Source organism: Hydrogenophaga sp., assembly GCF_041913525.1.
In the GTDB taxonomy this organism is placed as follows: Bacteria; Pseudomonadota; Gammaproteobacteria; order Burkholderiales; family Burkholderiaceae_C; genus Hydrogenophaga.
The window spans coordinates 35,634-58,868 of the sequence record NZ_JAYSFD010000019.1 but is presented as its reverse complement, the minus strand read 5'-3'; the positions used below and the strand labels follow the sequence as shown (position 1 = coordinate 58,868).

The following is a 23,235-nucleotide window of genomic DNA, read 5'->3' as shown; positions in this document are numbered from 1 at the left end:
CCTCCGGCCTCTACGTCCCGAACGTAGCGCTCTACCAGGCTAAGCTACACCCCGAATGACCTCTGGCGAGGCCGTTGTCAAACGATTGACGCGTTTGACGGACTCAGGAGCGACGCTCCAACAGTCCAGCCGCTAATTGTAGCAAACCCGCGCGGTGCTCATTGGCGGGCAGTTGGCTGGCGGCGTCGATCGCGCGCTGGGCTTCGGCATGTGCGCTGCGGCGAGCGGCTTCCAGTGCGCCAGTGGACAGGATGATGTCGCGGATGTCGTGAAGGTGGGAAAGGTCGCCTTGCTCGATCGCGTCGCAGATGACCTTGCGTTGTTCGGCATTGCCCGCGCGCAGGGCGCAAATGATGGGCAACGTGACTTTGCCCTCGCGCAAGTCGTCGCCCAGGTTCTTGCCCAGTTCCTCGGCGCTCCCCTCATAGTCAAGAACGTCATCGATCACCTGAAAGGCAGTGCCCAGGGCCTGGCCATAGGTCGCGCAAAGGGCCTCGGTGTGTGGATTGCTGCCGGCGATGATCGGGGCCAATTGGGCGCTGGCTTCGAACAGCTTGGCGGTCTTGGAGCGAATGACCCGCAGATAGGTGGCTTCGTCGATGGTGGCGTCGTGCATGTTCATCAACTGCAGCACTTCGCCTTCGGCAATGATGTTGGTGGCGTCCGACAGCACTTCCATGACGCGCATGTTGCCGACATCGACCATCATCTGAAACGCTCGCGAGTAAAGAAAGTCTCCCACCAGCACGCTTGCGGCGTTGCCGAAGCGCTCGTTGGCGGTGTCGCGGCCTCTTCGCAGGGTGGATTCGTCCACCACGTCGTCGTGGAGCAAGGTGGCCGTGTGAATGAACTCCACGACCGCTGCCAGTGTGTGGCGATGGGGGTGCAGACTGCCGATGGCGCCGCTGACCAGCAGGAGCAAAGCCGGACGGAGGCGCTTTCCGCCCGCCGAGATGATGTACTGGGCGACTTCCCGAACCAGGGGCACCTCGGAACCAAGCCGTTCGGCAATGACGCCGTCGACAGCTTGCATGTCGCCCCGGATCAGGGCCAGCGGGTGAGAGGATGGGGGCGGCGAGGTGGACAAGATAGGGGCCCGGTGAGAGGGTGTCTGGGGCCGTCTAGGCCGGCGGCGATTATAGGAAGCCCCGGCTTGTGCGTGCCGCTCGGCGGGCAAGGCCTTGTTGGCCCCGGGAGTTCGCCGTATACTCGCGGGTTCGGCGGAATTGGGTCTGCCGATGTCCCTAGTGGATTAGCTTAAGAGGTTCATATGTACGCGGTCATAAAAACCGGTGGCAAGCAGTATCGCGTGGCTGCCGGCGAAAAAATCAAAGTAGAACAGATTGCTGCGGAAGTGGGCCAAGAGATCGTGTTTGATCAGGTTCTGGCTGTCGGTAACGGCAGCGAGATCAAGGTGGGCACTCCCTTGGTTTCCGGCGCAACGGTCACGGTGAAGGTGGTCGCCCACGGGCGTCACGACAAGGTTCGTATCTTCAAGATGCGCCGTCGCAAGCACTATCAGAAGCGCCAAGGCCACCGTCAGAATTTCACCGAGCTCGAAATCGCCTCGATCTCGGCCTAAGGAGAGAGCAACATGGCACAGAAAAAAGGCGGCGGCTCTACGCGAAACGGGCGCGATTCCAAGCCCAAGATGCTGGGTGTGAAGGCGTTTGGTGGTGAGCTGGTGAGCGCCGGTTCCATCATCGTGCGTCAGCGCGGCACCAAGTTCCACCCCGGCACCAACGTTGGTGTGGGCAAGGACCACACCCTGTTCGCCACGGCGGACGGCCACGTTCAGTTCGCCGTGAAGGGCGCCCTGAACCGCCACGTGGTGAGCATCACCCCGGTCTGATCCAGTCGGATCATTCCCACAAAGGCCCGCGCGTGCGGGCTTTTTTGTTGGGGCCGCGAACACCACCAGTGAGGAGCTGATCATGAAATTTGTGGACGAAGCCACGATCGACGTTGCGGCAGGCGACGGGGGCAATGGTTGCGCCTCGTTCCGTCATGAGAAGTACAAGGAGTTCGGCGGCCCCGACGGTGGTGATGGCGGGCGAGGCGGCCATGTGTTCGCGCTGGCCGATGCCAGCCTGAACACCTTGGTCGATTTCCGCTATACCCGCCGCTTCGAGGCGCAGCGCGGCGAGCACGGCAAGGGCTCGGACATGTTCGGTGTCAAGGGCGACGACATCGTGCTCAAGATGCCGGTGGGCACCATCATCTCCGATGCGGAGACGGGCGAGGTCATCTGCGAACTGCTCAAGCCGGGCGAGCAGGTGATGATCGCCAAGGGCGGCGATGGCGGCTTTGGCAACATGCACTACAAGAGCTCCACCAACCGGGCGCCGCGCCAGAAGACGCCAGGCTGGCCTGGCGAGCGGCGAGCCTTGAAGCTGGAGCTCAAGGTGTTGGCCGATGTCGGTCTTCTGGGCATGCCCAACGCGGGCAAGTCCACCCTGATCGCCGCCATTTCCAATGCCCGACCCAAGATCGCCGACTACCCGTTCACCACGCTGTACCCCAACCTCGGGGTGGTGCGCGTTGGCCCGGAGAAGAGCTTTGTGGTGGCCGATGTGCCTGGGCTGATTGAGGGTGCCTCTGAGGGCGCAGGCCTTGGCCACCAGTTTTTGCGCCATTTGCAGCGCACCCGTCTGCTGCTGCATTTGGTCGACGCCGCGCCTTTTGACGAGGCAGTGGACCCGGTGGCGCAGGCCAAGGCCATTGCGGCCGAGCTCAAGAAGTTCGACCCTGCGCTGTACGAGAAGCCGCGCTGGTTGGTGCTCAACAAGCTGGACATGGTGCCAGCCGAAGAGCGCGAAGCGCGCGTGAAGGACATCGTGAAGCGCTTGCGCTACAAGGGCCCTGTGTTCGAGATTTCAGCCTTGACGCGAGAAGGTTGCGAGCGATTGATCCAGAAGATCTATGAACACATCGCCCAGGTACACCAGGCGGCGCAGCCGGTGACCGTGGTCGATCCCCGCTTTCAAGACGGCGCCACTGGCGCCTGAAACTGCTCCATCGCATGAGCCCTGAACTGTCCGATTTGTCGAGCACCCAGGTGCTCAAGAACGCCCGCCGTATCGTGGTGAAAGTGGGCTCCAGCCTGGTCACCAACGAGGGGCGAGGCCTCGATGAAGAGGCCATTCGCCAGTGGAGTCGTCAGTTGGCTGCTCTGGTGCAGCAAGGCCGCGAGCTGATCATGGTCAGCAGTGGTGCGGTGGCCGAGGGCATGAAGCGCCTGGGCTGGACGGCCCGTCCCAAAGAGATTCACGAGCTGCAGGCTGCCGCGGCGGTGGGGCAGATGGGCCTCGTGCAGATGTACGAGACGCAGCTCCGCGCCTGTGGCGTGGGCAGCGCCCAGGTGCTGCTGACCCACGCTGACCTGGCCGACCGTGAGCGTTACCTCAATGCCCGTTCAACCCTGCTGACCTTGCTGCAACTCAAGGTGGTGCCGGTCATCAACGAGAACGACACCGTCGTGAACGATGAGATCAAGTTCGGCGACAACGACACCCTGGGGGCTTTGGTGGCCAATCTGGTGGAGGCGGATGCCCTGGTCATCCTGACCGACCAGAAGGGGCTCTACACGGCTGACCCGCGGCGCGACCCCGCGGCGGAATTCGTGCACGTCGCCAGGGCAGGCGACCCAGCCCTGGAGGCCATGGCCGGCGGTGCCGGCTCCGGCATTGGCAAAGGCGGCATGATCACCAAGATCCTGGCCGCCAAGCGCGCGGCCGGCTCTGGCGCTTCGACGGTCATTGCCTGGGGGCGTGAGCCCGATGTGTTGTTGCGCCTGTGCGACGGCGAGTCGATCGGCACCTGCTTGGTGGCGCAGACCGCGAAGCACCAGGCGCGCAAGCGCTGGATGTCCGACCATCTGCAACTGCGCGGTGCCGTGGTGGTGGACGACGGCGCGGTGGAAAAGATCGTGGGCGAAGGCAAGAGCTTGCTGCCCATCGGCATGACGGCGGTTGAGGGCGAATTCTCGCGGGGCGACGTGATCGCGGTGCGCGATGCCCGAGGCCTGGAGATTGCCCGAGGCCTGGCCAACTACGCCAGCCCTGAGGCGCGTCTCATTTGTCGCAAGGCCTCAACCGATTTCGAGCGCTTGCTGGGCTACGCGGCAGAGCCGGAAATGATCCACCGCGACAACCTGGTGCTGTCGCGGGGCTGATTTCAGCTCTTACCGTGTCAGTTCGGTGTTGCCCGACTGCAAGGCGCGCAGGATGCGCGCTGGCGTGCCGTTGGGCACTTTGCCTTCGCACACGCCGCCGCGGGCCATCTGCATCGCACGTCGGGTGGTACCCCTGAAGGCGAGGGGCTCCCACTCCGCTTTGCCGCTGGTGTTCCAGGATGAGACGTTGTCCCAGCGGGCGTAGACCTTCACCTCGGCGCTGGCGCAGCGAATGCCTTCGTACAGCACATTGAGCGCCCCTTGGCTGCTCTTGGCCACCAGCACGTAGCGCACCACGCCATCCGGGTCGATGGTGAGGGTCTTGGGGTCGATGCCCAGGCGCATGCTGCTCTGAGGGTCCAGCACGAAGTCGGCGACGGCTTCGGTGCTGAAGTTCATTGGCGGCGAGACCTGAGACTCTTGCCAGGGGGCTGGCTCTTCAGGTTGGTTCAGAGCGAAGGCTGTGGTCACCGCGAGTGAGGCAGAAGCGATGCCCAGCATGGCGGCGGCAAGGTGACGCGCCCGGGGCAGGTGAAGAGTGCTCATCAGCGGAGGGAGGATGGCGTACCCACAGCGCACTGTGGGTCGGGGTCAAAGGTGGCGCCGGGAGGCAGTTCCAGGCCGTGCGGCGTGGTGGATGCGGACAGGGGGGAGGCGTCGTCCGGACGGCGCCGCCCGCCGCCACGCAGGAAGCGGTTGCGGTGATCGGGCTTGGGCAGGTATCGCGACAACTCGGTCAGCGCCATCTCGTAGACGCCTCGCTTGAACTCGACCACCACGTCCAGCGGCACCCAGTAATCGTTCCAGCGCCAGGCGTCGAACTCCGGATGGTTGGTGGCGCGCAGGTTGAGGTGCCAGTCTTGTGCGACCAGCCTCAGCAGGTACCAGATCTGTTTCTGGCCCTTGTAATGACCGCGCGCATCCCGACGGATGAAGCGGTCTGGCACTTCGTAGCGCAACCAGTCCCGCGTGCGGGCGACGATGGTCACGTGCTCGGGCAAAAGCCCCACCTCTTCGTGCAGTTCGCGGTACATGGCCTGTTCAGGCGTTTCACCGCGGTCAATGCCCCCTTGCGGGAACTGCCAGGAGTGGGAGCGGATGCGCTTGCCCCAGAACACCTGATTTCGCTGGTTGAGCAGAATGATGCCGACATTGGGCCTGAAGCCTTCTCTGTCAAGCATAATCAACCCCAAATTTTGAACTGTGGTCATTATGCATCGCCCCTCCCGCGAAGCGAAGTGACGATTGGCGGTAGACGGCCCTCGCAGCCCAGGGGTTTCCCCGCACCCCGCCCGGTTCAAGACCCAACGCCACCCCCTTTCACCTTCTTTTCTTGCCCTGCGCACCCAGGGCAACGCGCCTGCATGAAAGCCTCGCAATTCCTCATCAGCACCCTCAAGGAAGCCCCGGCCGATGCCGAGGTCGTCAGCCACCGGCTGATGACGCGCGCCGGCATGATCAAGAAGCTGGGTGCTGGCATCTACAACTACATGCCCATGGGGCTGCGCGTGATCCAGAAGGTGGAGCGCATCGTGCGCGAGGAAATGAACCGCGCGGGGGCCGTGGAGCTGACCATGCCGGTGATCCAGCCGGCTGAGCTTTGGCAAGAGACCGGCCGCTTCGACAAGATGGGTCCCGAGCTGCTGCGCATCAAAGACCGCCACGACCGCGATTTCGTGGTGCAGCCCACCAGCGAAGAGGTCATCACTGACATCGCTCGCCAGGAACTCCGCAGCTACAAGCAGCTGCCCAAGAACCTGTACCAGATCCAGACCAAGTTCCGTGACGAGCGCCGTCCGCGCTTTGGCCTGATGCGCGGGCGCGAGTTCATCATGAAGGACGCCTACAGCTTTGACCGCGACGAAGCAGGCGCCAAGGCGAGCTACCAGGTGATGGCCGCTGCCTACCGCCGCATCTTTGACCGCTTTGGCTTGACCTACCGCGCGGTGGCCGCCGACAGCGGCGCCATTGGTGGTGACCTGAGCGAGGAATTCCAGGTGATCGCGGCCACGGGCGAAGACGCCATCGTCTATTGCCCCACCAGCGATTACGCCGCCAACATCGAGAAGGCCGAGGCCCTGGCGCCGGCAGGCCCGCGCCCGGCTGCCTCCAACGCGCTCACCAAGACGCCCACCCCTGGCAAGAGCACCTGCGCCGACGTGGCCGAACTGCTGGGCGTGCCGCTGGCGACCACGGTGAAGTCGCTGGTGCTGGCCACCGATGAGCTGAACGAGGCGGGCGAAGTCGTCAAGACCCAGGTCTGGCTGCTGCTGCTGCGCGGCGACCACGACATGAACGAGGTGAAGGTGGGCAAGGTGCCGGGCTTGAGCGCTGGCTACCGTTTCGCCACCGTGCCCGAAATCGAGGCCCACTTCGGCTGCAAGCCGGGCTACCTGGGCCCCATTGGCCTGAAGCTGCCGGTGAAGCTGGTGGTGGACCGTGAGGTGGCGGTGATGGCCGACTGGATTTGCGGCGCCAACGAGGTGGACTTCCACCTCACCGGTGTGAACTGGGGCCGCGACCTGCCCGAGCCCGAGGTGGTGGCCGATATCCGCAACGTGGTCGAGGGCGACCTGTCGCCGGACGGCAAGGGTGTGCTGGCGATCGAGCGCGGCATCGAAGTGGGCCATGTGTTCTACCTCGGCACCAAGTACAGCAAGGCCATGAACGCCACCTTCCTTGACGAAGATGGCAAGCCCAAGGCCTTCGAGATGGGCTGCTACGGCATCGGCGTCACGCGCCTGCCGGCCGCCGCCATTGAGCAGAACCACGACGAGCGCGGCATCATCTGGCCCGACGCCATCGCGCCCTTCACCGTGGTGCTGTGCCCCATTGGAATGGACCGTTTCCCCGACGTGAAGACCGCCGCCGAGAGCCTGTACGCCGAGCTGGTGGCCGCAGGCGTGGACGTGCTGCTGGACGACCGAGGCGAGCGCCCCGGTGCCATGTTTGCCGACTGGGAGCTGATCGGCGTGCCGCACCGGGTCACCATCGGCGACAAGGGCCTGAAAGAGAGCGTGCTGGAGTACCAGCACCGCCGCGACACGGCCGCCACCAAGGTGGCCGTGGCTGAGGTCGTGGCCTTTCTGAAGGGCCGCATTCAGGCATGAGCCCAGTCGGGTGGTCTCGCCGTGATGCCCTGGCCGGGCTGGCGGCGCTGGGGCTGCCCAGCTTGGGGCAAGCGGGCGGGCAGATCGAGGAGCCGCTGGCCGACTCGGTGCGCAGCGCCCTGAGCGCCGCCATCGCCAATGACGCGCCGCCCGTGCCCGAGTTCACCGACCTGAACAAGCGCCTGGCCTACCTGCGCTGGCTGGGCGCCATGGGCGACCGGTTGAAGAAGCGCAAGCCCGATTTCCAGACCCGGGTGGAGTTTTTGCAGACGGTCTGGTACGAGTCGCGCCGCGCTGGCCTGGACACCACCATGGTGCTGGGCCTGATTCAGGTGGAGAGCGCCTTCCGGAAATTCGCCATTTCCCGCGTGGGCGCGCGTGGCTACATGCAGATCATGCCCTTCTGGGCGCGGCTGATCGGCAATGGCGACCCGGGCAGCCTGTTCCACATGCAGACCAACATCCGCTTTGGCTGCGTGATCCTGCGGCATTACCTGGACCGCGAGCGCGGCGATACCTTCCTGGCGCTGGGCCGCTACAACGGCAGCCGTGGCCGCTCGGAATACCCCAACGCGGTGTATGCCGCGCAAAAGAATTGGGTACACCCGGACGCTTGAGCGCCCGGGGTGCCCCTCATTGCAGGAAGCCGATTCGGCCCTTGCCCAGGCCGGGGCGAGGCAGGTCTTGCGGCTCTACCGTGTCGCGGTGGTCGAGGCGGGCGTTGCCGAAGGCGGTGAGCAGCGCGCGGCGCATCTCGCGCGGCGCGAGGGTGGCCAGTTGATCGAGCACGTCGTCGCTGAGTTCGGGGTCGAAGCGCTGCCCCCAGTCGTGTTCGGTCCGAATGCCCCGGTAGAGGTGCGCCGCGATTTTCCGGGCGGCTTCCAGCGAGGGCGGTGCGATCTCAAACACGTTCATGCGGTTCAGGATGGGCTCGGGAATGCCGCGCTCGTCGTTGGCGGTGGTCACCCAGATCACCTGGCTGGCGTCGATGGGCACCTCGGCGAACTCGTCGATGAAGTGTTGGGCGGTGTCGTGTTCCAGCAGGCTGTAAAGGGCGCCTAGCGGGTCGTATTGGGCGTCGGCGCTGGCCTTGTCGATCTCATCGACCACGATCACGGGGTTGGCGTACTGGCCGTCCACCAGCGCCTCGAATACCTTGCCCGGCTTGGCGCCTTTCCACTGCGATGACGAGCCCGAGAGCAGCCAGCCGGCGGTCATGCTGCTCATGGGCACCAGGTTCATGCCGGTGCCCAGCAGGTCGGCAAGCTGGCGGGCAAAGTGGGTTTTGCCCACGCCGGGCGGGCCCAGCAGCAGCATGGGCGTCACTTCGAGGCTGTCGCGGCTGTCCTGGCTGAGGGCCACGTGGCGCTTCACGTCGTCGAGCACTTCCCCAAAGTTGGGCAGCAGCTCGTACAGGGGCTCCATGTCGGGGATGCCGGATGGCTTCACGGCGAAGCGGCCGGGGCCGCGCTCCAGCATGCGCTGCCAGGTGGCCCGCAGGCCTTCGTGATCGCGCTCGTGGCCGCTGGCCTGCAGGTTGGCGAGCTTGCGCTCGACTTCGTCGGCATTGAACACGTTGCGCACCTGGGCGATGGGAAGGCCCAGGGAGGAGGGTGCGACCAGGCTGCGTGAGTGGCTCATGCGGTTCTCCGGTGACCAATGACGCTTTCATTCAAGCACAAGGTGTGCCCAGCCTCAACGTCGGGAATGCCCCGAAAAGCACCGAAAGCCGGGCGCTTGTCGCACGCTTGCCACGGGCGTGAAAAAAGCCACCCGAGGGTGGCTTGTGTGTGCGGGCGGTCTGTGGCTCAGGCCTTGGCGTCGAGCACCTGCTGCAGCTCACCGGACTGGTACATCTCCATCATGATGTCGGAGCCGCCGATGAACTCGCCCTTCACGTAGAGCTGGGGGATGGTGGGCCAGTTGCTGTAGTCCTTGATGCCTTGGCGAATTTCGTTGTCTTCCAGCACGTTCACCGTGTGGATGGCCTTGGGGTCGACGCCGCAGGCCTTGAGGATCTGCACCGCACGGCCTGAGAAGCCGCACATGGGGAAGCTGGCGCTGCCCTTCATGAACAGCACGATGTCGTGGGATTTGACCAGTTGGTCGATGCGGGTTTGCGTGTCGCTCATGGTGTCTGCGTCCTCATGGAGAAGGGACGGCGTGGCGTCCCGGAAGCTGGCGATTATCGCGCCGCTGGCCAGCGCCCGCCGGTGCAGCGCGCGATGCCCGCCAGGTCGGTGCGGCTGCTCACGTCGACAAAGCCCGCCTGACGCAGCAGGGCTTGCACGGCGGGGGCCTGGTCGTGGCCGTGTTCGAGCAACAGCCAGCCGCCCGGGTGCAGGTGGGCGGGGGCTTGGGCCACCAGGGTGCGGATGTCGTCCAGGCCGTCGGGGCCCGCGGTGAGGGCGCTGATGGGCTCGTGGCGCAGGGCGGGCAGGTGCGGGTCGCCTTCGGCGATGTAGGGCGGGTTGCTCACGGCCAGGTGAAAGCGCTGGCCGGGCACGGCGGCAAACCAATGGCCGGCGGCCAGTTGCACGGCCAGGCCCAGGCGCTCGGCGTTCTGGCGGGCCACGGCCAAGGCGGCTTCACTGGCGTCGGTGGCGGTGATCGCCAAGCCCGGGCGCTGGCTGGCCAGGGCCAGGGCGATGGCACCGCTGCCGGTGCCCAGGTCGATGGCGCTGGCGTTGTTAATGGGCAAGGGCAGCGCGTCCAGCACCTCCAGCGACCACTGCACCAGGGTTTCGGTGTCGGGGCGCGGCACCAGCACGCGGGCGTCCACCCGCAGGGGCAGGCCGAAGAACTCTTGCTCGCCGCGCAGGTAGCCCATGGGCTCGCCGTCGCGGTGGCGTTGCACCAGGGTTTGCAGCCGGGCATTGGCCGATTCGTCGAGCGCGTCCGTGTCGTGGGCCAGCAGCCAGGCGCGGTCGTGCGGGTCTCGGCCCAGCGCCATGAGCAGCAGGTTCTGGGCCTCCAGGCGCGGCATGCCTGCCTGGGCGAGCGAGTGGAGCGCGTCGGTGAGGGTCATCGGGCGGCCTGCTCCAGTTCGGCCAGCAGCTCGGCGCCGCGCGCCACGCGCAGGGCGTGGATCACGTCGTCCAGCTCGCCTTCCATCACCGCCAGCAGCTTGTAGAGCGTGAGGTTGATGCGGTGGTCGGTGAGGCGGCCCTGGGGGAAGTTGTAGGTGCGGATGCGGTCGCTGCGGTCGCCGCTGCCGATCAGGCCCTTGCGCGTGGCGGCCTCTTTGGCGGCGCGTTCGGCTCGATCTTTTTCTTGCAGCCGCGCGGCCAGCACCTGCAGGGCCTTGGCCTTGTTGCTGTGCTGGCTGCGGCCGTCCTGGCACTCGGAGGTGATACCGGTGGGCAGGTGGGTGACGCGCACGGCCGAGTCGGTTTTGTTGATGTGCTGGCCGCCCGCGCCGCTGGCGCGGAAGGTGTCGATGCGCAAATCGGCCGGGTTGAGCTGAATGGCCTGGGCCTCATCCGGCTCGGGCATCACCGCCACCGTGGCGGCGCTGGTGTGGATGCGGCCCTGGGTTTCGGTGGCCGGCACGCGCTGCACCCGGTGGCCGCCTGACTCGAAACGCAGCAGGCCGAAGGCGCCTTCGCCCTCAATGCGCAGCACCACCTCTTTGTACCCGCCCAGGTCGCTGGGCGAGGCGCTCACCACTTCCACCCGCCAGCCCTGGCGCTCGGCGAAGCGGGTGTACATCCGCGCCAGGTCGCCGGCGAACAGGGCCGATTCGTCGCCGCCGGTGCCGGCCCGAATTTCCACGAAGGCGTTGCGGTCGTCGTCGGGGTCGCGCGGCACCAGGCGCTGCTGCAGGTCGGCGTCGAGCGCGGCCATGTCTTGTTCGCACAGGGTGATCTCGTCGCGCGCCATGTCGGCCATGTCGGGGTCGCGCAGCCATTCCTGTGCGGTGGCCAGATCGGCTTCGCGCTGCAGGTAGCGATCGAACACCTCGATCAGCGCGCTGGCGTCGGCGTGCTCGCGGCTCAGGGCGCGAAAGCGGGCGATGTCGTCCACCACGTCGGGGGCGCAGAGCAGGGCGTCCAGCTCGTGGAGGCGGGCGCGTTGGCGCAGCAGGGTGTGGCGAACAAAGGGTTTCATGCGGGGCGGCCGCGGGCGGCCGATGGGCGCGCAGGCGCCTAGGAGCGCTGGCCGCGGGTGGGGTTGCCTTCGCGCAGGAAGAGGCGCGAGACGGTCTCGGCGGTGGCCGCACGGGTTGGCGCGTCGCCGGTGTGCAGCTCGGCCAAGGCGCCGTGCAGCATCTTTTGCGTGAGGCCTTTGGCCAGGGCGTCGAGCACCGCGTCCACTGGCTCACCCTTGGCCAGCAGTCGTTTGGCGCGGGCCAGCTCTTGGGCGCGCCAGGCGTCGGTCTGGGCGTTGAGCTGCTGGATCAGCGGCACGATGCCCTTGGAGGGGTCGCGCTGCTCCATCCAGTGCATGAAGCTGAGCACGCCCGCGTCAATGATGGCCTCGGCCTGCGCCACGGCGGCCTGGCGGTGGTCTTTGCCGGTCTGCACCACGGCGGCGAGGTCGTCCACGGTGTAGAGGTAGACGTCGTCCAGCTCTTTCACCTCTGCCTCGATGTCGCGCGGCACGGCCAGGTCGACCATGAACAGGGGACGGTGGCGGCGTTTTTTCAGGGCCCGCTCTACCGCGCCCAGGCCGATGATGGGCAGGGTGCTGGCGGTGCAGCTCACGATGGCGTCGAACTCGTGCAGGTGGTCGGGGATGTCGGCCAGGCGCATGACCTGCGCCCCGAAGCGCGAGGCCAGGGCCTCACCACGCTCCAGCGTGCGGTTGGCGATGGCCATGGACTTGGGCGACTTGGCGGCGAAGTGCGTGGCCGCCAGCTCGATCATTTCGCCCGCGCCCACGAAGAGCACGCGGATGTCGCGCAGGTCTTCAAACAGTTGCGAGGCCAGGCGCACGGCCGCGGCCGTCATGCTGATGGAGTGGGCGCCGATCTCGGTGGAGGTGCGCACCTGCTTGGCCACCGCGAACGAGCGCTGGAACAGTTGGTGCAGCGTGGTGCCCAGGGCGCCGGCCTCGTCGGCGGCGCGCACGGCGTCTTTCATCTGGCCCAGGATCTGCGCCTCGCCCAGCACCATGCTGTCCAGGCCACTGGCTACGCGGAAGGCATGGCGGGCTGCCTCGTCGCCCTTGAGGACGTAGGCATGGTCGCGCAACACCTGCGGGTTGACGCCACCGGTCTGGGCCAGCCAGGCCAGCGTGGGTTCCACGGCCGAAAGATCGCCCGCGCCATACAACTCGGTGCGGTTGCAGGTGGACAGCAACGTGGCCTCGGGCTGGCGCGGCAGCGACTGGCGCAAACCCTGCAGCGTGGGCTGGATCTGGTCGAGCGCAAACGCGAACCGCCCGCGCAAATCGAGCGGGGCGGTGTGGTGGTTGATGCCCAGGGTCCAGACGGCCATGACCCGGATTATAAAATCGACCGCTTATAGACGCGCCAAGGCAATCTTCGATGACACCATTGGGTTTTGTGCTGCACATCGCCGGCTTCGTGATGCCGGCCTTCGGTGTGGCCCTGGTGTTGTGGCTGGGCCTTCGCGTGCGGCGTGCCGGGCGCCAGTCGGCGGCAGTCCAACTGGGCTGGCTGTTCGCGGCCGGTTGTGTGGTGTTGCTGGCTGGGCTGGCCTACTTCGGGCGCGACGGCAAGATGGCCACCTACGCCGCGCTGGTGCTGGCGCAGGGCAGCGTGGCCTGGTGGCTGCGCGGGCGCTGAGGCTCAGTTCTCGGGCACGAAGCCGTCCACCCGGTCGGTGATGATGCCGTCCAGGCCCAGCGCCAGCAGGCGCGCGGCGCTGCTCTCTTCGTTCACCGTGTAGGCTAGGCGGCGCATGCCGGCGGCCTGCACCTGGGCCGAGGTGTCCTCGGTCCACAGGTCTTGCTGGCAGACGATGGCCGCGCAGCCCAGTTCGCGGGCCGCGTCCAGCCAACCGTCCCAGAGCTTGTGCAGCAGCAGGCCCCGGCGCAGTTCGGGCGCCGTCTCCAGTGCGCCGCGCAGTGAGTCGGGCTGGAACGAGGTGAGCAGTGGTGGCCTGTCCACCTGCGCCGCCCAGAGCCGGCGGGCCTCGGCGGCCACCGCCCGCCCGGTCTCGCGCTCCAGCCCTGGGGTGGGCTTGATCTCGATGTTCAGCCAGTGCCGGTGGGCCTGGCAGTGGCGCGCCACCGCTTCCAGCGTGGCCGGGGGCTCGCCTGCGTAGGCGCGCGAGTGCCAGGCGCCAGCGTCCAGGCGGCTCAGGGCGCTCCAGGCTTGGTCGCCGCCACGGCCGCTGCCGTTGGTGGTGCGCTCCAGCGTGTCGTCGTGCAGCAGGAAGACCACGCCGTCGGCGCTGAGCTTGGCGTCGCATTCGTACATGCGGTAGCCGTGGTGCGCGCCCAGGCGGAAGGCGGCCAGGGTGTTTTCGGGCGCGAGCTTGCCGGCGCCGCGGTGGGCGATCCAGCGGGGGTAGGGCCAGGGGGTGGTCATGGCGGTGGTGTTCAGAGGCGCTGGCCGGTGGTGGCGTCGAAGGCGTGCAGGCGGTCTTGGCGCGGGCGGACCGTCAGGGTGCTGCCCACGGCGGGCGCGCCTTCGCCTTCGTGCAGGCGCACGATCAGGGCCTCGTCGCCCAGGCGGGCGTGCACCAGGCGCTCGGCGCCCAGCAGTTCCACGGTTTCCACCTGCACGGGCCAACCGTCGCTGGCCACGTCCAGGTGCTCGGGGCGGATGCCCAGAATTTGCCCCGGCCGGTTGCCGGGCGCGTGGTGCAACAGGTTCATGGGCGGCGAGCCGATGAAGCTGGCCACGAAGGTGGTGGCCGGGCGGTTGTAGACCTCTTCGGGCGTGCCGAACTGCTCCATGTGGCCGGCGTTCATCACGATCATGCGCTGGGCCAGGGTCATGGCCTCGACCTGGTCGTGCGTGACGAAGAGGCTGGTGATGCCCAGTTCGCGGTGCAGCTTCTGGATTTCCAGGCGGGTTTGCGCGCGCAGCTTGGCGTCCAGGTTGGACAGGGGCTCGTCGAACAGGAAGATTTGTGGCTGGCGCACGATGGCGCGGCCCATGGCCACGCGCTGGCGCTGGCCGCCCGAGAGCTCGCGCGGCTTGCGCTCCAGCAGGTGGCCCAGCTCCAGGATCTTGGCGGCCTTGTCCACCCGCGTCCTGATTTCGTCCTTGGGCACCTTGGCGATCTTCAGGCCGTAGGCCATGTTGTCGAACACGCTCATGTGCGGGTAGAGCGCGTAGTTCTGGAACACCATGGCGATGTCTCGCTCGGCGGGCTCCAGCTGGTTGACCACGCGCGGGCCGATGGCGATCTCGCCACCGCTGATTTCCTCGAGCCCGGCCACCATGCGCAGCAGCGTGGACTTGCCGCAACCCGAGGGGCCGACGATGACGACGAACTCGCCATCGGCGATTTCGGCGTTCACGCCGTGGATGACCTGCAGCTCGGTCTTGCCGGTGCGGTAGCGCTTGATGACCTGGCGCAGCGAAAGTGATGCCATGTTGGTGCGGTGCTTATTTTTCGGTGTCGACGAGGCCCTTGACGAACCACTTCTGCATGAGGATGACGACGATGGCCGGCGGCAGCATGGCCAGGATGGCGGTGGCCATCACCACGTTCCATTCCACGTAGACCTCGCCAAAGATGGCGCGTTTGATGCCCAGCACCACCGGGTACATGTCTTCGCTGGTGGTCACCAGCAGGGGCCAGAGGTACTGGTTCCAGCCGTAGATGAACTGGATCACGAACAGCGCGGCGATGCTGGTGCGCGACAGCGGCAGCAGCACATCCCAGAAGAAGCGCATGGGCCCGGCGCCGTCGATGCGCGCGGCCTCCACCAGTTCGTCGGGCACGGTGAGGAAGAACTGGCGGAACAAAAAGGTGGCGGTGGCCGAGGCGATGAGCGGCACCGTGAGGCCGGCGTAGGTGTTGAGCATGCCCAGGTCTGACACCACCTCGTAGGTGGGGCCGATGCGCACCTCCACCGGCAGCATCAAGGTGACGAAAATCATCCAGAAGACCAGGTTGCGCGCCGGGAAGCGAAAGTAGACGATGGCAAACGCCGACAGCAGCGAGATGGCGATCTTGCCCACGGCGATCACCATGGCGCTCACGAAGCTCACCCACAGCATGGGCGCCACCGGCGCGATGGTGGAGCCGCCGCTGGTCTTGCCGCCGAAGAGGGCCAGGCGGTAGCTCTCCAGGACGTTGCTGCCGGGCATGAGCGACAGCGGGTTGCTGCTGGCGATCTGCTCGGCCGTCTGGGTAGAGCCGATGAAGGTGACAAAGACCGGGAACACGATCACCGCCACCCCGAGGATGAGGATGAAGTGGGCCAGCAGGGTGAGGCCGGGGCGGCGTTCAATCATGGTGCACGTTCTCGCTAATGCCGACGAGGGGGGACTCAGTACTGGACCTTCTTTTCCACAAAGCGGAACTGCACCACCGTCAGCGCAATGACGATGGCCATCAGGATCACCGACTGCGCCGCTGAGCCGCCCATGTCCAGGGCCTTGAAGCCGTCGTAATAGACCTTGTAAACCAGGATGGCGGTCTCCTTGCCCGGCCCGCCGTGGGTGGCGGCGTCCACGATGGCGAAGGTGTCGAAGAAGGCGTAGACCACGTTGATCACCAGCAGGAAGAAGGTGGTGGGCGAGAGCAGGGGGAAGACGATGGTCCAGAAGCGGTGCCAGGGCGAGGCGCCGTCGATGGTGGCGGCCTCGATCAGCGACTGCGGAATGGACTGCAGCCCGGCCAGGAAAAACAGGAAGTTGTAGGAAATCTGCTTCCACACCGCCGCCATCACGATCAGGGCCATGGCGTGTTGCGGGTTGAGCAGGTGGTCCCACGAAATGCCCAGCCAGCGCAGGGCATAGGCCACCACGCCGTAGGGCGAGGCGAACATCAGCAGCCACAACACGCCGGCCACCACCGGGGCCACGGCGTAAGGCCAGATCAGCAAGGTCTTGTAGACAGTGGCGCCGCGCACCACGCGGTTGGCCATTACCGCCAGCAGCAGCGCCAGCGTCAGGCCAATGGTGGCCACCAGCACCGAGAAGATGGCGGTGGTCTTGAAGGAGGCGAGGTAACTCTCGTCGGCGAACAGGCGGCGGAAGTTCTCCAGGCCCACGAACTCGGTGGCCATGCCAAAGGCGTCTTGCTGCAGCACGCTTTGGTAAAGCGCCTGGGCGGCGGGCCAGAAAAAGAACACCAACACGATGGCCATCTGCGGGGCCACCAGCAGCCAGGGCAGCCAGGCAGAGCGGAATCGGACGCGCTTTTCCATGTGGGAGTGGGCGGGGCGGCCCGGCAGGGGTCAAACAAGGGCGATGGACCGGCCCTCGGGTCGGCCCATCGCGTCAGGCCTTAACGGGCGACGGTCTTCTGGAATCGCTCCAGTTGCTCGTTGCCACGGCGCACGGCGGCGTCAAGCGCCTCTTTGGCGGTCTTGCGACCGGCCCAGACCTGCTCAAGTTCTTCGTCGTTGATGGTGCGGATCTGCACGAAGTTGCCCAGGCGAATGCCGCGCGACTTGTCGGTGGTCTTGCGGATCATCTGCTCCACCGACACGTCGGTGCCGGGGTTTTGCTTGTAGAAGCCCGACTTTTCGGTCAGCTCGTAAGAGGCCTTGGTCAGCGGCAGGTAGCCGGTGCGCTGGTGGCTCTTGGCGGCCTCTTCGGCTTTGGACAGGTGCGCGAAGAACTGGGCCACGCCCTTGTAATCGACGTCCTTCTTGCCTGCCATCACCCACAGGCTGGCACCGCCAATCACGGTGTTCTGAGGCGCGCCGGCGACATCGGGGTAGTAGGGCAGGGTGCCGATGCCGTTGGCGAACTTGCCGTTGCGCTTGACGTTGCCGTACAGCGCCGAGGAGCCGGTGATCATGGCGCACTCGCCCGACACGAAGGTGGCGTCGGCGGCATTGCCACGGCCCTTGTAGACGAACAGTCCGGTCTTGGCCATGTTGGCCAGGTTTTCGATGTGGCGCACGTGCAGCGGGCTGTTGAAGGTCAGGCGGGCGTCGAAGCCGCGCATGCCGTTGCCCTTGGTGGCGAATTCGGTGTTGTGCCAGGCCGAGAAGCTCTCCAGTTGTGTCCAGCTCACCCAACTGGTGGTGAAGGGGCACTTGTGACCGCTGGCCTTGAGCTTGCCGGCCGCTAAGGCCACCTCGGGCCAGGTGCGCGGGGGCTTGTCCGGGTCAAGCCCGGCGGCCTTGAAGGCGTCTTTGTTGTAGTGGAAGACGGTGGTCGAGCTGTTGAAGGGGAAGCTCAGCATGCGGCCGTCAGGCGCGGTGTAGTAGCCGGCCACCGCGGGCACATAGGCGTTGGGGTCGAAAGTGACGCCGGCTTTCTTCATGACGTCACCCACGGGGACGATGGCGCCCTTGCTGGCCATCATGGTGGCGGTGCCCACCTCGAACACCTGCAGCACGTGGGGGGCATTGCCGGCGCGGAAGGCGGCGATGGCCGCCGTCATGGACTCGTCGTAGCTGCCCTTGAAGGTCGGCACGATCTTGTAATCCTTCTGGCTGGCGTTGAAGTCCTTGGCCAGGTCGTTCACCCATTCGCCCAGGGCGCCGCCCATGGAATGCCACCACTGGATCTCGGTCTGGGCGTGCGCGGGCACGTGGGCCAGTGCCGCCAGGGCGAAGGCGGTGCTCAAGGCAAGAGAGGGTGTCTTCATGGGGGGCTCCTTGGGGTTGTCGTTGGAAAGGTCGCAGGCTATCGACCAATTGTGTGCAATCCATTACATGAAGATGGCCCTTCCATGACAACCGGGGTTTCCATGACTGGGGTGTGTGTATGGTGCGCTGCGGTACCATTCCGCGTTCTGCGCAGCAGTCCACAGCCGGCCGCCTCCATGAACGCACCCACCCCGCTTCCGCTCCTCACCGCCCACGACGAAACGCCCCGGCTTCGCGAAATTCCGTACAACTACACCTCGTTCTCGGATCGCGAAATCGTGATCCGATTGCTCGGTGAGCGCGCCTGGTCCCTGCTGGACGGGTTGCGCGGCGAGCGCCGCACCGGCCGCTCGGCCCGCATGCTCTATGAAGTGCTGGGCGACATCTGGGTGGTGCAGCGCAACCCCTATCTGCAAGACGACCTGCTCTCCAGCGCCAAGCGCCGCCAGCAACTGGTTGACGCCCTGCACCACCGCCTGGGCGAGGTGCAAAAGCGCCGCACCCCTGAAGACGACGCCGCTCGCGACGCCTTGGTGGCCGAGCTGCTGCAGGCCGCCCGCGGCGCGGTGGAGCGCTTTGCCCAGTCGTTTGACGACATGGCGGCCCTGCGCACCCGGGCCACGCGGGCCCTGCGCAAGCTCACCGCCAAGGACAACATCAAGTTCGATGGCCTCTCGCGCGTGTCGCACGTGACCGATGCCACCGACTGGCGCGTCGAGTACCCCTTCGTGGTGCTCACGCCCGACTCGGAAGAAGAAATGGCTGGCCTGGTCAAGGGCTGCGTCGAATTGGGCCTGACCATCATCCCCCGGGGGGGCGGCACCGGCTACACCGGCGGCGCCATTCCCCTGACCTGGAAGAGCGCGGTCATCAACACCGAAAAGCTCGAGACCATGACCGAGGTCGAGTGGGTGAAGGTGCCCGGCCACGACGAGCCGTTGCCCACCATCTGGACCGAGGCGGGCGTGGTCACGCAGCGCGTGTCGGACGCGGCCGAGCGCGCCGGGTTCGTCTTCGCGGTGGACCCGACCAGCGCCGAGGCCTCGTGCATCGGCGGCAACATCGCCATGAACGCCGGTGGCAAGAAGGCCGTGCTCTGGGGCACCGCGCTGGACAACCTGATCAGCTGGCGCATGGTCACGCCGCAGGCCGAGTGGCTGGAGGTCACCCGCCTGGACCACAACCGCGGCAAGATTCACGACGCCGAGGTGGCCACCTTCGAGCTGAAGTTCTTCAAGGCCGACGGCAAGACCTTCCTGCGCACCGAGACGCTGAGCATTCCCGGCAAGACCTTCCGCAAGGAAGGCCTGGGCAAGGACGTGACCGACAAGTTCCTCAGCGGCCTGCCGGGCATTCAGAAAGAAGGCTGTGACGGCCTCATCACCAGCGCGCGCTGGCTGGTGCACCGCATGCCCGACCACACCCGCACCGTGTGCCTGGAGTTCTTCGGCAACCCGAAGGACGGCGTGCCCAGCATCGTCGAGATCAAAGACTTCATGTTCGCCGAGCAGAAGCGCTCGGGCACCTTGCTGGCCGGCCTGGAACACCTGGACGACCGCTACCTCAAGGCGGTGGGTTACGCCACCAAGAGCAAGCGCGGCACCCTGCCCAAGATGGTGCTGATCGGTGACATCGTGGGCGACGACCCCGACGCCGTGGCCCGCGCCACCAGCGAGGTGATCCGCCTGGCCAACTCGCGCAGCGGCGAAGGCTTCGTGGCCATCAGCCCCGAGGCGCGCAAGAAGTTCTGGCTGGACCGCAAGCGCACGGCGGCCATCAGCAAGCACACCAACGCCTTCAAGATCAACGAAGACGTCGTGATCCCGCTGCCGCGCATGGGCGAGTACACCCTGGGCATCGAGCGCATCAACATTGAGCTGTCGCTGCGCAACAAGCTCAAGCTCTGCGAGGCACTGGAGGCCTTCTTCGAGAAGGGCAGCCTGCCCCTGGGCAAGACCGACGACGCCAACGAACTGCCCAACGCCGAGCTGCTGGAAGACCGCGTGCAGCAGGCCCTGGCGCTGGTGCGCGAGGTGCGCGCCCAGTGGCAGCAGTGGCTGGACGGCATCGAGCAGTTCTTCCCCGGCCTGCAAGACCACAGCCTGCGCGCGAGCTGGAAAACCCAGATTCGTGGGCCCCTGCAGCAGATCTTCACCGGCTCTGCCTTCGCACCCATCCTGGCCGAGTGCAATGCCATTCACAAGCGCGTGCTCAAGGGCCGGGTGTGGGTGGCGTTGCACATGCACGCCGGCGACGGCAACGTGCACACCAACATCCCGGTCAACAGCGACGACTACGAGATGCTGCAGACCGCGCACGAGGCCGTGGCCCGCATCATGGTGCTGGCGCGCAGCCTGGACGGCGTGATCTCGGGTGAGCACGGCATCGGCATCACCAAGCTCGAATTCCTCAGCGACGACGAGCTGAAGCCCTTTGCCGACTACAAGGCCAAGGTGGACCCGGAGGGCCGCTTCAACAAAGGCAAGCTGCTGCGCGGCGCCGAGCACCAGGCCCTGGTGGCCCAGGACGCCAGCGTGCGCCAGGCCGATCTGGCCCACGCCTACACGCCCAGCTTCGGCCTCATGGGGCACGAGTCGATCATCATGCAGCAGAGCGACATCGGCGCCATTGCCGATTCGGTCAAAGACTGCCTGCGCTGCGGCAAGTGCAAGCCGGTGTGCGCCACCCACGTGCCGCGCGCCAACCTGCTCTACAGCCCGCGCAACAAGATCCTGGCCACCTCGCTGCTGATCGAGGCCTTCCTGTACGAAGAGCAGACCCGCCGCGGCATCAGCATCCAGCACTGGCAAGAGTTCGAAGACGTGGCCGACCACTGCACCGTGTGCCACAAGTGCGTGACGCCCTGCCCGGTGAAGATCGACTTCGGCGACGTCACCATGAACATGCGCAACCTGTTGCGCAAGATGGGCCAGAAGAGCTTCCGCCCCGGCAACGCGGCGGCCATGTTCTTCCTCAACGCCACCAACCCCGAGACCATCAAGTTCGTGCGCTCGGCCATGGTGGACGTGGGCTTCAAGGCCCAGCGCATGGCCAACAACCTGCTCAAGGCGGTCGCACGCAAGCAGACCAGCGCGCCGCCGGCCACCCTGCGCGCCGCGCCGGTGAAAGAGCAGGTGATCCACTTCATCAACAAGAAGATGCCGGGCGGCCTGCCCAAGAAGACCGCGCGCGCCCTGCTGGACATTGAGGACAAGAACTACGTCCCCATCATCCGCAACCCGCACACAACCACGGCCGACACCGAGGCGGTGTTCTATTTCCCCGGTTGCGGCTCCGAGCGCCTGTTCAGCCAGGTGGGCCTGGCCACCCAGGCCATGCTGTGGCACGCCGGCGTGCAGACCGTGCTGCCGCCGGGCTACCTGTGCTGCGGCTACCCCCAGCGCGGCTCGGGCCAGTTCGACAAGGCCGAGAAAATCATCACCGACAACCGGGTGCTGTTCCACCGCGTGGCCAACACGCTGAACTACCTCGACATCAAGACCGTGGTGGTGAGCTGTGGCACCTGCTACGACCAGCTCCAGGGCTACGAATTCGAGAAGATCTTCCCTGGCTGCCGCATCGTGGACATCCACGAGTTCCTGCTGGAGAAGGGCGTGAAGCTCGAAAGCCAGGGCGCCTACCTCTACCACGATCCCTGCCACAGCCCCATGAAGCTGCAGGAGCCGATGAAGACGGTGAAGGCCCTGGTGGGCGACGGCGTGGTCGAGAGCAAGCGCTGCTGTGGCGAATCGGGCACGCTGGGCGTGACCCGCCCCGACATCTCCACCCAAATCCGCTTCCGCAAGGAAGAGGAAATCCGCAAGGGCGAGGCCGCTCTGCGCGCCGCTGGCGGTGTGGGTCCGCAGGACAACGTGAAGATCCTCACCTCCTGCCCCAGCTGCCTGCAAGGCCTGACCCGCTACCAGGACGACCTCAACAGCGGTCTGCTGGAGGCCGACTACATCGTCGTGGAAATGGCCCGCCAGATCCTGGGCGAGCAGTGGCTGCCCACCTACGTGGCGCAGGCCAACCAAGGTGGCATCGAACGCGTGCTGGTCTGACGCATCACCAAGGACATTGACATGGCTGGACTGAACAAAGACACCCCGACGCCGCAGGACATCACCGTGCATGGCGCCTCGCGCGTGCTGGAGGTCGCCTTCTCCGACGGCCAGACCTTCCGCATCCCCTTCGAGCTGATGCGCGTGTACTCGCCCTCGGCCGAGGTGCAGGGCCACGGTCCGGGCCAGGAGGTGTTGCAAACCGGCAAGCGCGAGGTGGGCCTGCTGGCGCTGGAGCCTGTGGGCAACTACGCGGTGCAACCCACCTTCGACGATGGCCACGACTCGGGCATCTTTTCCTGGGACTACCTCTACTTCCTGGGCTCGCGCCAAGCCGAGCTCTGGGCCGATTACGAGGCCCGCCTGAAGGCGGCCGGGGTCGATCGCGACGCCCCCATGGCACCCAAGGCCGGCGCTGGCTGCGGCCACCACTGATCACCGGACACGCCATGGCCAATACCCATTTCGGCTTCAAGACCGTCGACGAGAACGAGAAAGCGCGCCACGTGCGCAGCGTCTTTGACTCGGTGGCGCCCAAGTACGACGTGATGAACGACCTCATGTCGGCCGGTCTTCACCGCCTCTGGAAGCGCTACACCATCGCCGTGGCCAACCCGCAGCCGGGCCACCAGGTGCTCGACATCGCGGGCGGCACGGGCGACCTGTCGCTGGCCTTTGCCCGCAAGGTGGGCGCCACCGGGCGCGTGGTGCACACCGACATCAACGAGGCCATGTTGCGCGAAGGCCGCACCCGCCTGCTCGACCTGGGCGTGGTGCTGCCCACCATGGTGTGCGACGCCGAGAAGCTGCCCTTTGCCGACAACAGCTTCGACATCGTCACCGTGGCTTTCGGCTTGCGAAACATGACGCACAAGGAACTTGCGCTGGCCGAAATGCATCGCACGCTCAAGCCTGGCGGCAAATTGCTGGTGCTGGAGTTTTCCCGGGTCGCCAAACCCCTGGAAAAAGCCTATGACTGGTATTCCTTCAACATCCTGCCAAAGATCGGCAAATGGGTGGCCAACGACGAGGAAAGCTACCGCTACCTCGCAGAGTCCATCCGCATGCACCCGGATCAGGAAACGCTTCGGCAGATGATGAAGGCCGCGGGCTTCGGCCACGTGGACGTGCACAACCTCACTGGTGGTGTGGTGGCGCTGCACGTGGGCATCAAGTGCTGATTGATTGGCGT

General features: G+C 66.1%; 23 protein-coding genes. 10 read left to right on the top strand and 13 right to left on the bottom strand.

What is annotated here, in order from left to right; all coding sequences use genetic code 11:
* Positions 1–103: 103 nt before the first annotated feature.
* Positions 104–1,033 (bottom strand): polyprenyl synthetase family protein, encoded by a 930-nt coding sequence (locus ACE3RQ_RS17705; protein ID WP_374523397.1) that lies wholly within the window; start codon positions 1,031–1,033, stop codon positions 104–106.
* Between the two features lie 237 nt (positions 1,034–1,270).
* Here ACE3RQ_RS17705 and rplU point away from each other — a divergent pair, with 237 nt between their 5' ends.
* The 4 genes from rplU (at position 1,271) to proB (ending at position 4,174) form a co-directional block, all read left to right on the top strand.
* A complete protein-coding gene (gene rplU, locus ACE3RQ_RS17700) occupies positions 1,271–1,582 on the top strand; it encodes a 50S ribosomal protein L21 (protein WP_374523396.1) in 312 nt (103 codons plus the stop codon).
* 12 nt (positions 1,583–1,594) lie between these two features.
* Positions 1,595–1,852, top strand: coding sequence for a 50S ribosomal protein L27 (rpmA, locus tag ACE3RQ_RS17695; protein WP_374523395.1), 258 nt, complete (start codon positions 1,595–1,597; stop codon positions 1,850–1,852).
* 82 nt (positions 1,853–1,934) lie between these two features.
* Positions 1,935–3,008, top strand: coding sequence for an Obg family GTPase CgtA (cgtA, locus tag ACE3RQ_RS17690; protein WP_374523394.1), 1,074 nt, complete (start codon positions 1,935–1,937; stop codon positions 3,006–3,008).
* Positions 3,009–3,022: 14 nt separating this feature from the next.
* The gene (proB, locus tag ACE3RQ_RS17685; RefSeq protein WP_374523393.1) at positions 3,023–4,174 is read left to right on the top strand and encodes a glutamate 5-kinase; all 1,152 of its coding nucleotides are present in this window, start codon (positions 3,023–3,025) and stop codon (positions 4,172–4,174) included.
* Between the two features lie 9 nt (positions 4,175–4,183).
* On the opposite strand, the gene ACE3RQ_RS17680 is transcribed toward proB, so the two are convergent.
* Together ACE3RQ_RS17680 and ACE3RQ_RS17675 are read right to left on the bottom strand one after the other, a co-directional pair.
* Entirely contained in the window at positions 4,184–4,675 is a 492-nt protein-coding gene (locus tag ACE3RQ_RS17680; protein WP_374523403.1) for a CNP1-like family protein, read from the bottom strand.
* A 44-nt stretch (positions 4,676–4,719) separates the two neighbouring features.
* Entirely contained in the window at positions 4,720–5,355 is a 636-nt protein-coding gene (locus ACE3RQ_RS17675) for an RNA pyrophosphohydrolase (protein WP_374523402.1), read from the bottom strand.
* A 183-nt stretch (positions 5,356–5,538) separates the two neighbouring features.
* Here ACE3RQ_RS17675 and ACE3RQ_RS17670 point away from each other — a divergent pair, with 183 nt between their 5' ends.
* Positions 5,539–7,284 carry a proline--tRNA ligase gene (locus ACE3RQ_RS17670; RefSeq protein ID WP_374523392.1) on the top strand — a complete coding sequence of 582 codons (1,746 nt, stop codon included), beginning with the start codon at positions 5,539–5,541 and terminating at the stop codon, positions 7,282–7,284.
* Positions 7,281–7,901, top strand: a complete 621-nt coding sequence (locus ACE3RQ_RS17665; RefSeq protein ID WP_374523391.1) for a lytic transglycosylase domain-containing protein — start codon at positions 7,281–7,283, stop codon at positions 7,899–7,901. The genes ACE3RQ_RS17670 and ACE3RQ_RS17665 overlap by 4 nt, the downstream gene beginning before the upstream one ends.
* A gap of 16 nt (positions 7,902–7,917) precedes the next feature.
* On the opposite strand, the gene ACE3RQ_RS17660 is transcribed toward ACE3RQ_RS17665, so the two are convergent.
* The 5 genes from ACE3RQ_RS17660 to hemA form a co-directional block, all read right to left on the bottom strand.
* Complete coding sequence (locus ACE3RQ_RS17660; RefSeq protein WP_374523390.1) at positions 7,918–8,925, bottom strand: AAA family ATPase; 1,008 nt, start codon at positions 8,923–8,925, stop codon at positions 7,918–7,920.
* Positions 8,926–9,092: 167 nt separating this feature from the next.
* Positions 9,093–9,416: a Grx4 family monothiol glutaredoxin gene (grxD, locus tag ACE3RQ_RS17655; protein ID WP_374523389.1), complete on the bottom strand. Its 324-nt coding sequence runs from the start codon at positions 9,414–9,416 to the stop codon at positions 9,093–9,095.
* Between the two features lie 53 nt (positions 9,417–9,469).
* Complete coding sequence (gene prmC / locus ACE3RQ_RS17650; protein ID WP_374523388.1) at positions 9,470–10,312, bottom strand: peptide chain release factor N(5)-glutamine methyltransferase; 843 nt, start codon at positions 10,310–10,312, stop codon at positions 9,470–9,472.
* Positions 10,309–11,394: a peptide chain release factor 1 gene (gene prfA / locus ACE3RQ_RS17645; RefSeq protein WP_374523386.1), complete on the bottom strand. Its 1,086-nt coding sequence runs from the start codon at positions 11,392–11,394 to the stop codon at positions 10,309–10,311. The genes prmC and prfA overlap by 4 nt, the downstream gene beginning before the upstream one ends.
* Before the next feature lie 38 nt (positions 11,395–11,432).
* On the bottom strand, positions 11,433–12,725 hold the full coding sequence (gene hemA / locus ACE3RQ_RS17640) for a glutamyl-tRNA reductase (RefSeq protein ID WP_374523385.1): 1,293 nt from the start codon (positions 12,723–12,725) through the stop codon (positions 11,433–11,435).
* Positions 12,726–12,775: 50 nt separating this feature from the next.
* On the opposite strand from hemA, the gene ACE3RQ_RS17635 reads away from it, so the two are divergent.
* Entirely contained in the window at positions 12,776–13,036 is a 261-nt protein-coding gene (locus ACE3RQ_RS17635; RefSeq protein WP_374523384.1) for a hypothetical protein, read from the top strand.
* 3 nt (positions 13,037–13,039) lie between these two features.
* Here the strand turns inward: ACE3RQ_RS17635 and ugpQ are convergent, their stop codons facing one another.
* The 5 genes from ugpQ to ugpB all read right to left on the bottom strand — a co-directional run bounded on the left by ugpQ (position 13,040) and on the right by ugpB (position 17,981).
* A complete protein-coding gene (gene ugpQ, locus ACE3RQ_RS17630) occupies positions 13,040–13,783 on the bottom strand; it encodes a glycerophosphodiester phosphodiesterase (RefSeq protein WP_374523383.1) in 744 nt (247 codons plus the stop codon).
* Between the two features lie 11 nt (positions 13,784–13,794).
* Positions 13,795–14,799 (bottom strand): sn-glycerol-3-phosphate import ATP-binding protein UgpC, encoded by a 1,005-nt coding sequence (locus tag ACE3RQ_RS17625; RefSeq protein ID WP_374523382.1) that lies wholly within the window; start codon positions 14,797–14,799, stop codon positions 13,795–13,797.
* Between the two features lie 13 nt (positions 14,800–14,812).
* Positions 14,813–15,667, bottom strand: coding sequence for a sn-glycerol-3-phosphate ABC transporter permease UgpE (gene ugpE / locus ACE3RQ_RS17620; RefSeq protein WP_374523381.1), 855 nt, complete (start codon positions 15,665–15,667; stop codon positions 14,813–14,815).
* A 35-nt stretch (positions 15,668–15,702) separates the two neighbouring features.
* A complete protein-coding gene (ugpA, locus tag ACE3RQ_RS17615; protein WP_374523380.1) occupies positions 15,703–16,584 on the bottom strand; it encodes a sn-glycerol-3-phosphate ABC transporter permease UgpA in 882 nt (293 codons plus the stop codon).
* A gap of 80 nt (positions 16,585–16,664) precedes the next feature.
* Positions 16,665–17,981, bottom strand: coding sequence for a sn-glycerol-3-phosphate ABC transporter substrate-binding protein UgpB (ugpB, locus tag ACE3RQ_RS17610; RefSeq protein ID WP_374523379.1), 1,317 nt, complete (start codon positions 17,979–17,981; stop codon positions 16,665–16,667).
* A 177-nt stretch (positions 17,982–18,158) separates the two neighbouring features.
* Here ugpB and ACE3RQ_RS17605 point away from each other — a divergent pair, with 177 nt between their 5' ends.
* From ACE3RQ_RS17605 to ubiE, 3 genes are read left to right on the top strand one after another with little or no spacing between them, the layout of a single operon-like run.
* Entirely contained in the window at positions 18,159–22,043 is a 3,885-nt protein-coding gene (locus ACE3RQ_RS17605; RefSeq protein ID WP_374523378.1) for a DUF3683 domain-containing protein, read from the top strand.
* Positions 22,044–22,064: 21 nt separating this feature from the next.
* Positions 22,065–22,478, top strand: a complete 414-nt coding sequence (locus ACE3RQ_RS17600) for a gamma-butyrobetaine hydroxylase-like domain-containing protein (RefSeq protein ID WP_374523377.1) — start codon at positions 22,065–22,067, stop codon at positions 22,476–22,478.
* A gap of 14 nt (positions 22,479–22,492) precedes the next feature.
* Entirely contained in the window at positions 22,493–23,224 is a 732-nt protein-coding gene (gene ubiE / locus ACE3RQ_RS17595) for a bifunctional demethylmenaquinone methyltransferase/2-methoxy-6-polyprenyl-1,4-benzoquinol methylase UbiE (RefSeq protein ID WP_374523376.1), read from the top strand.
* Positions 23,225–23,235: the final 11 nt, after the last annotated feature.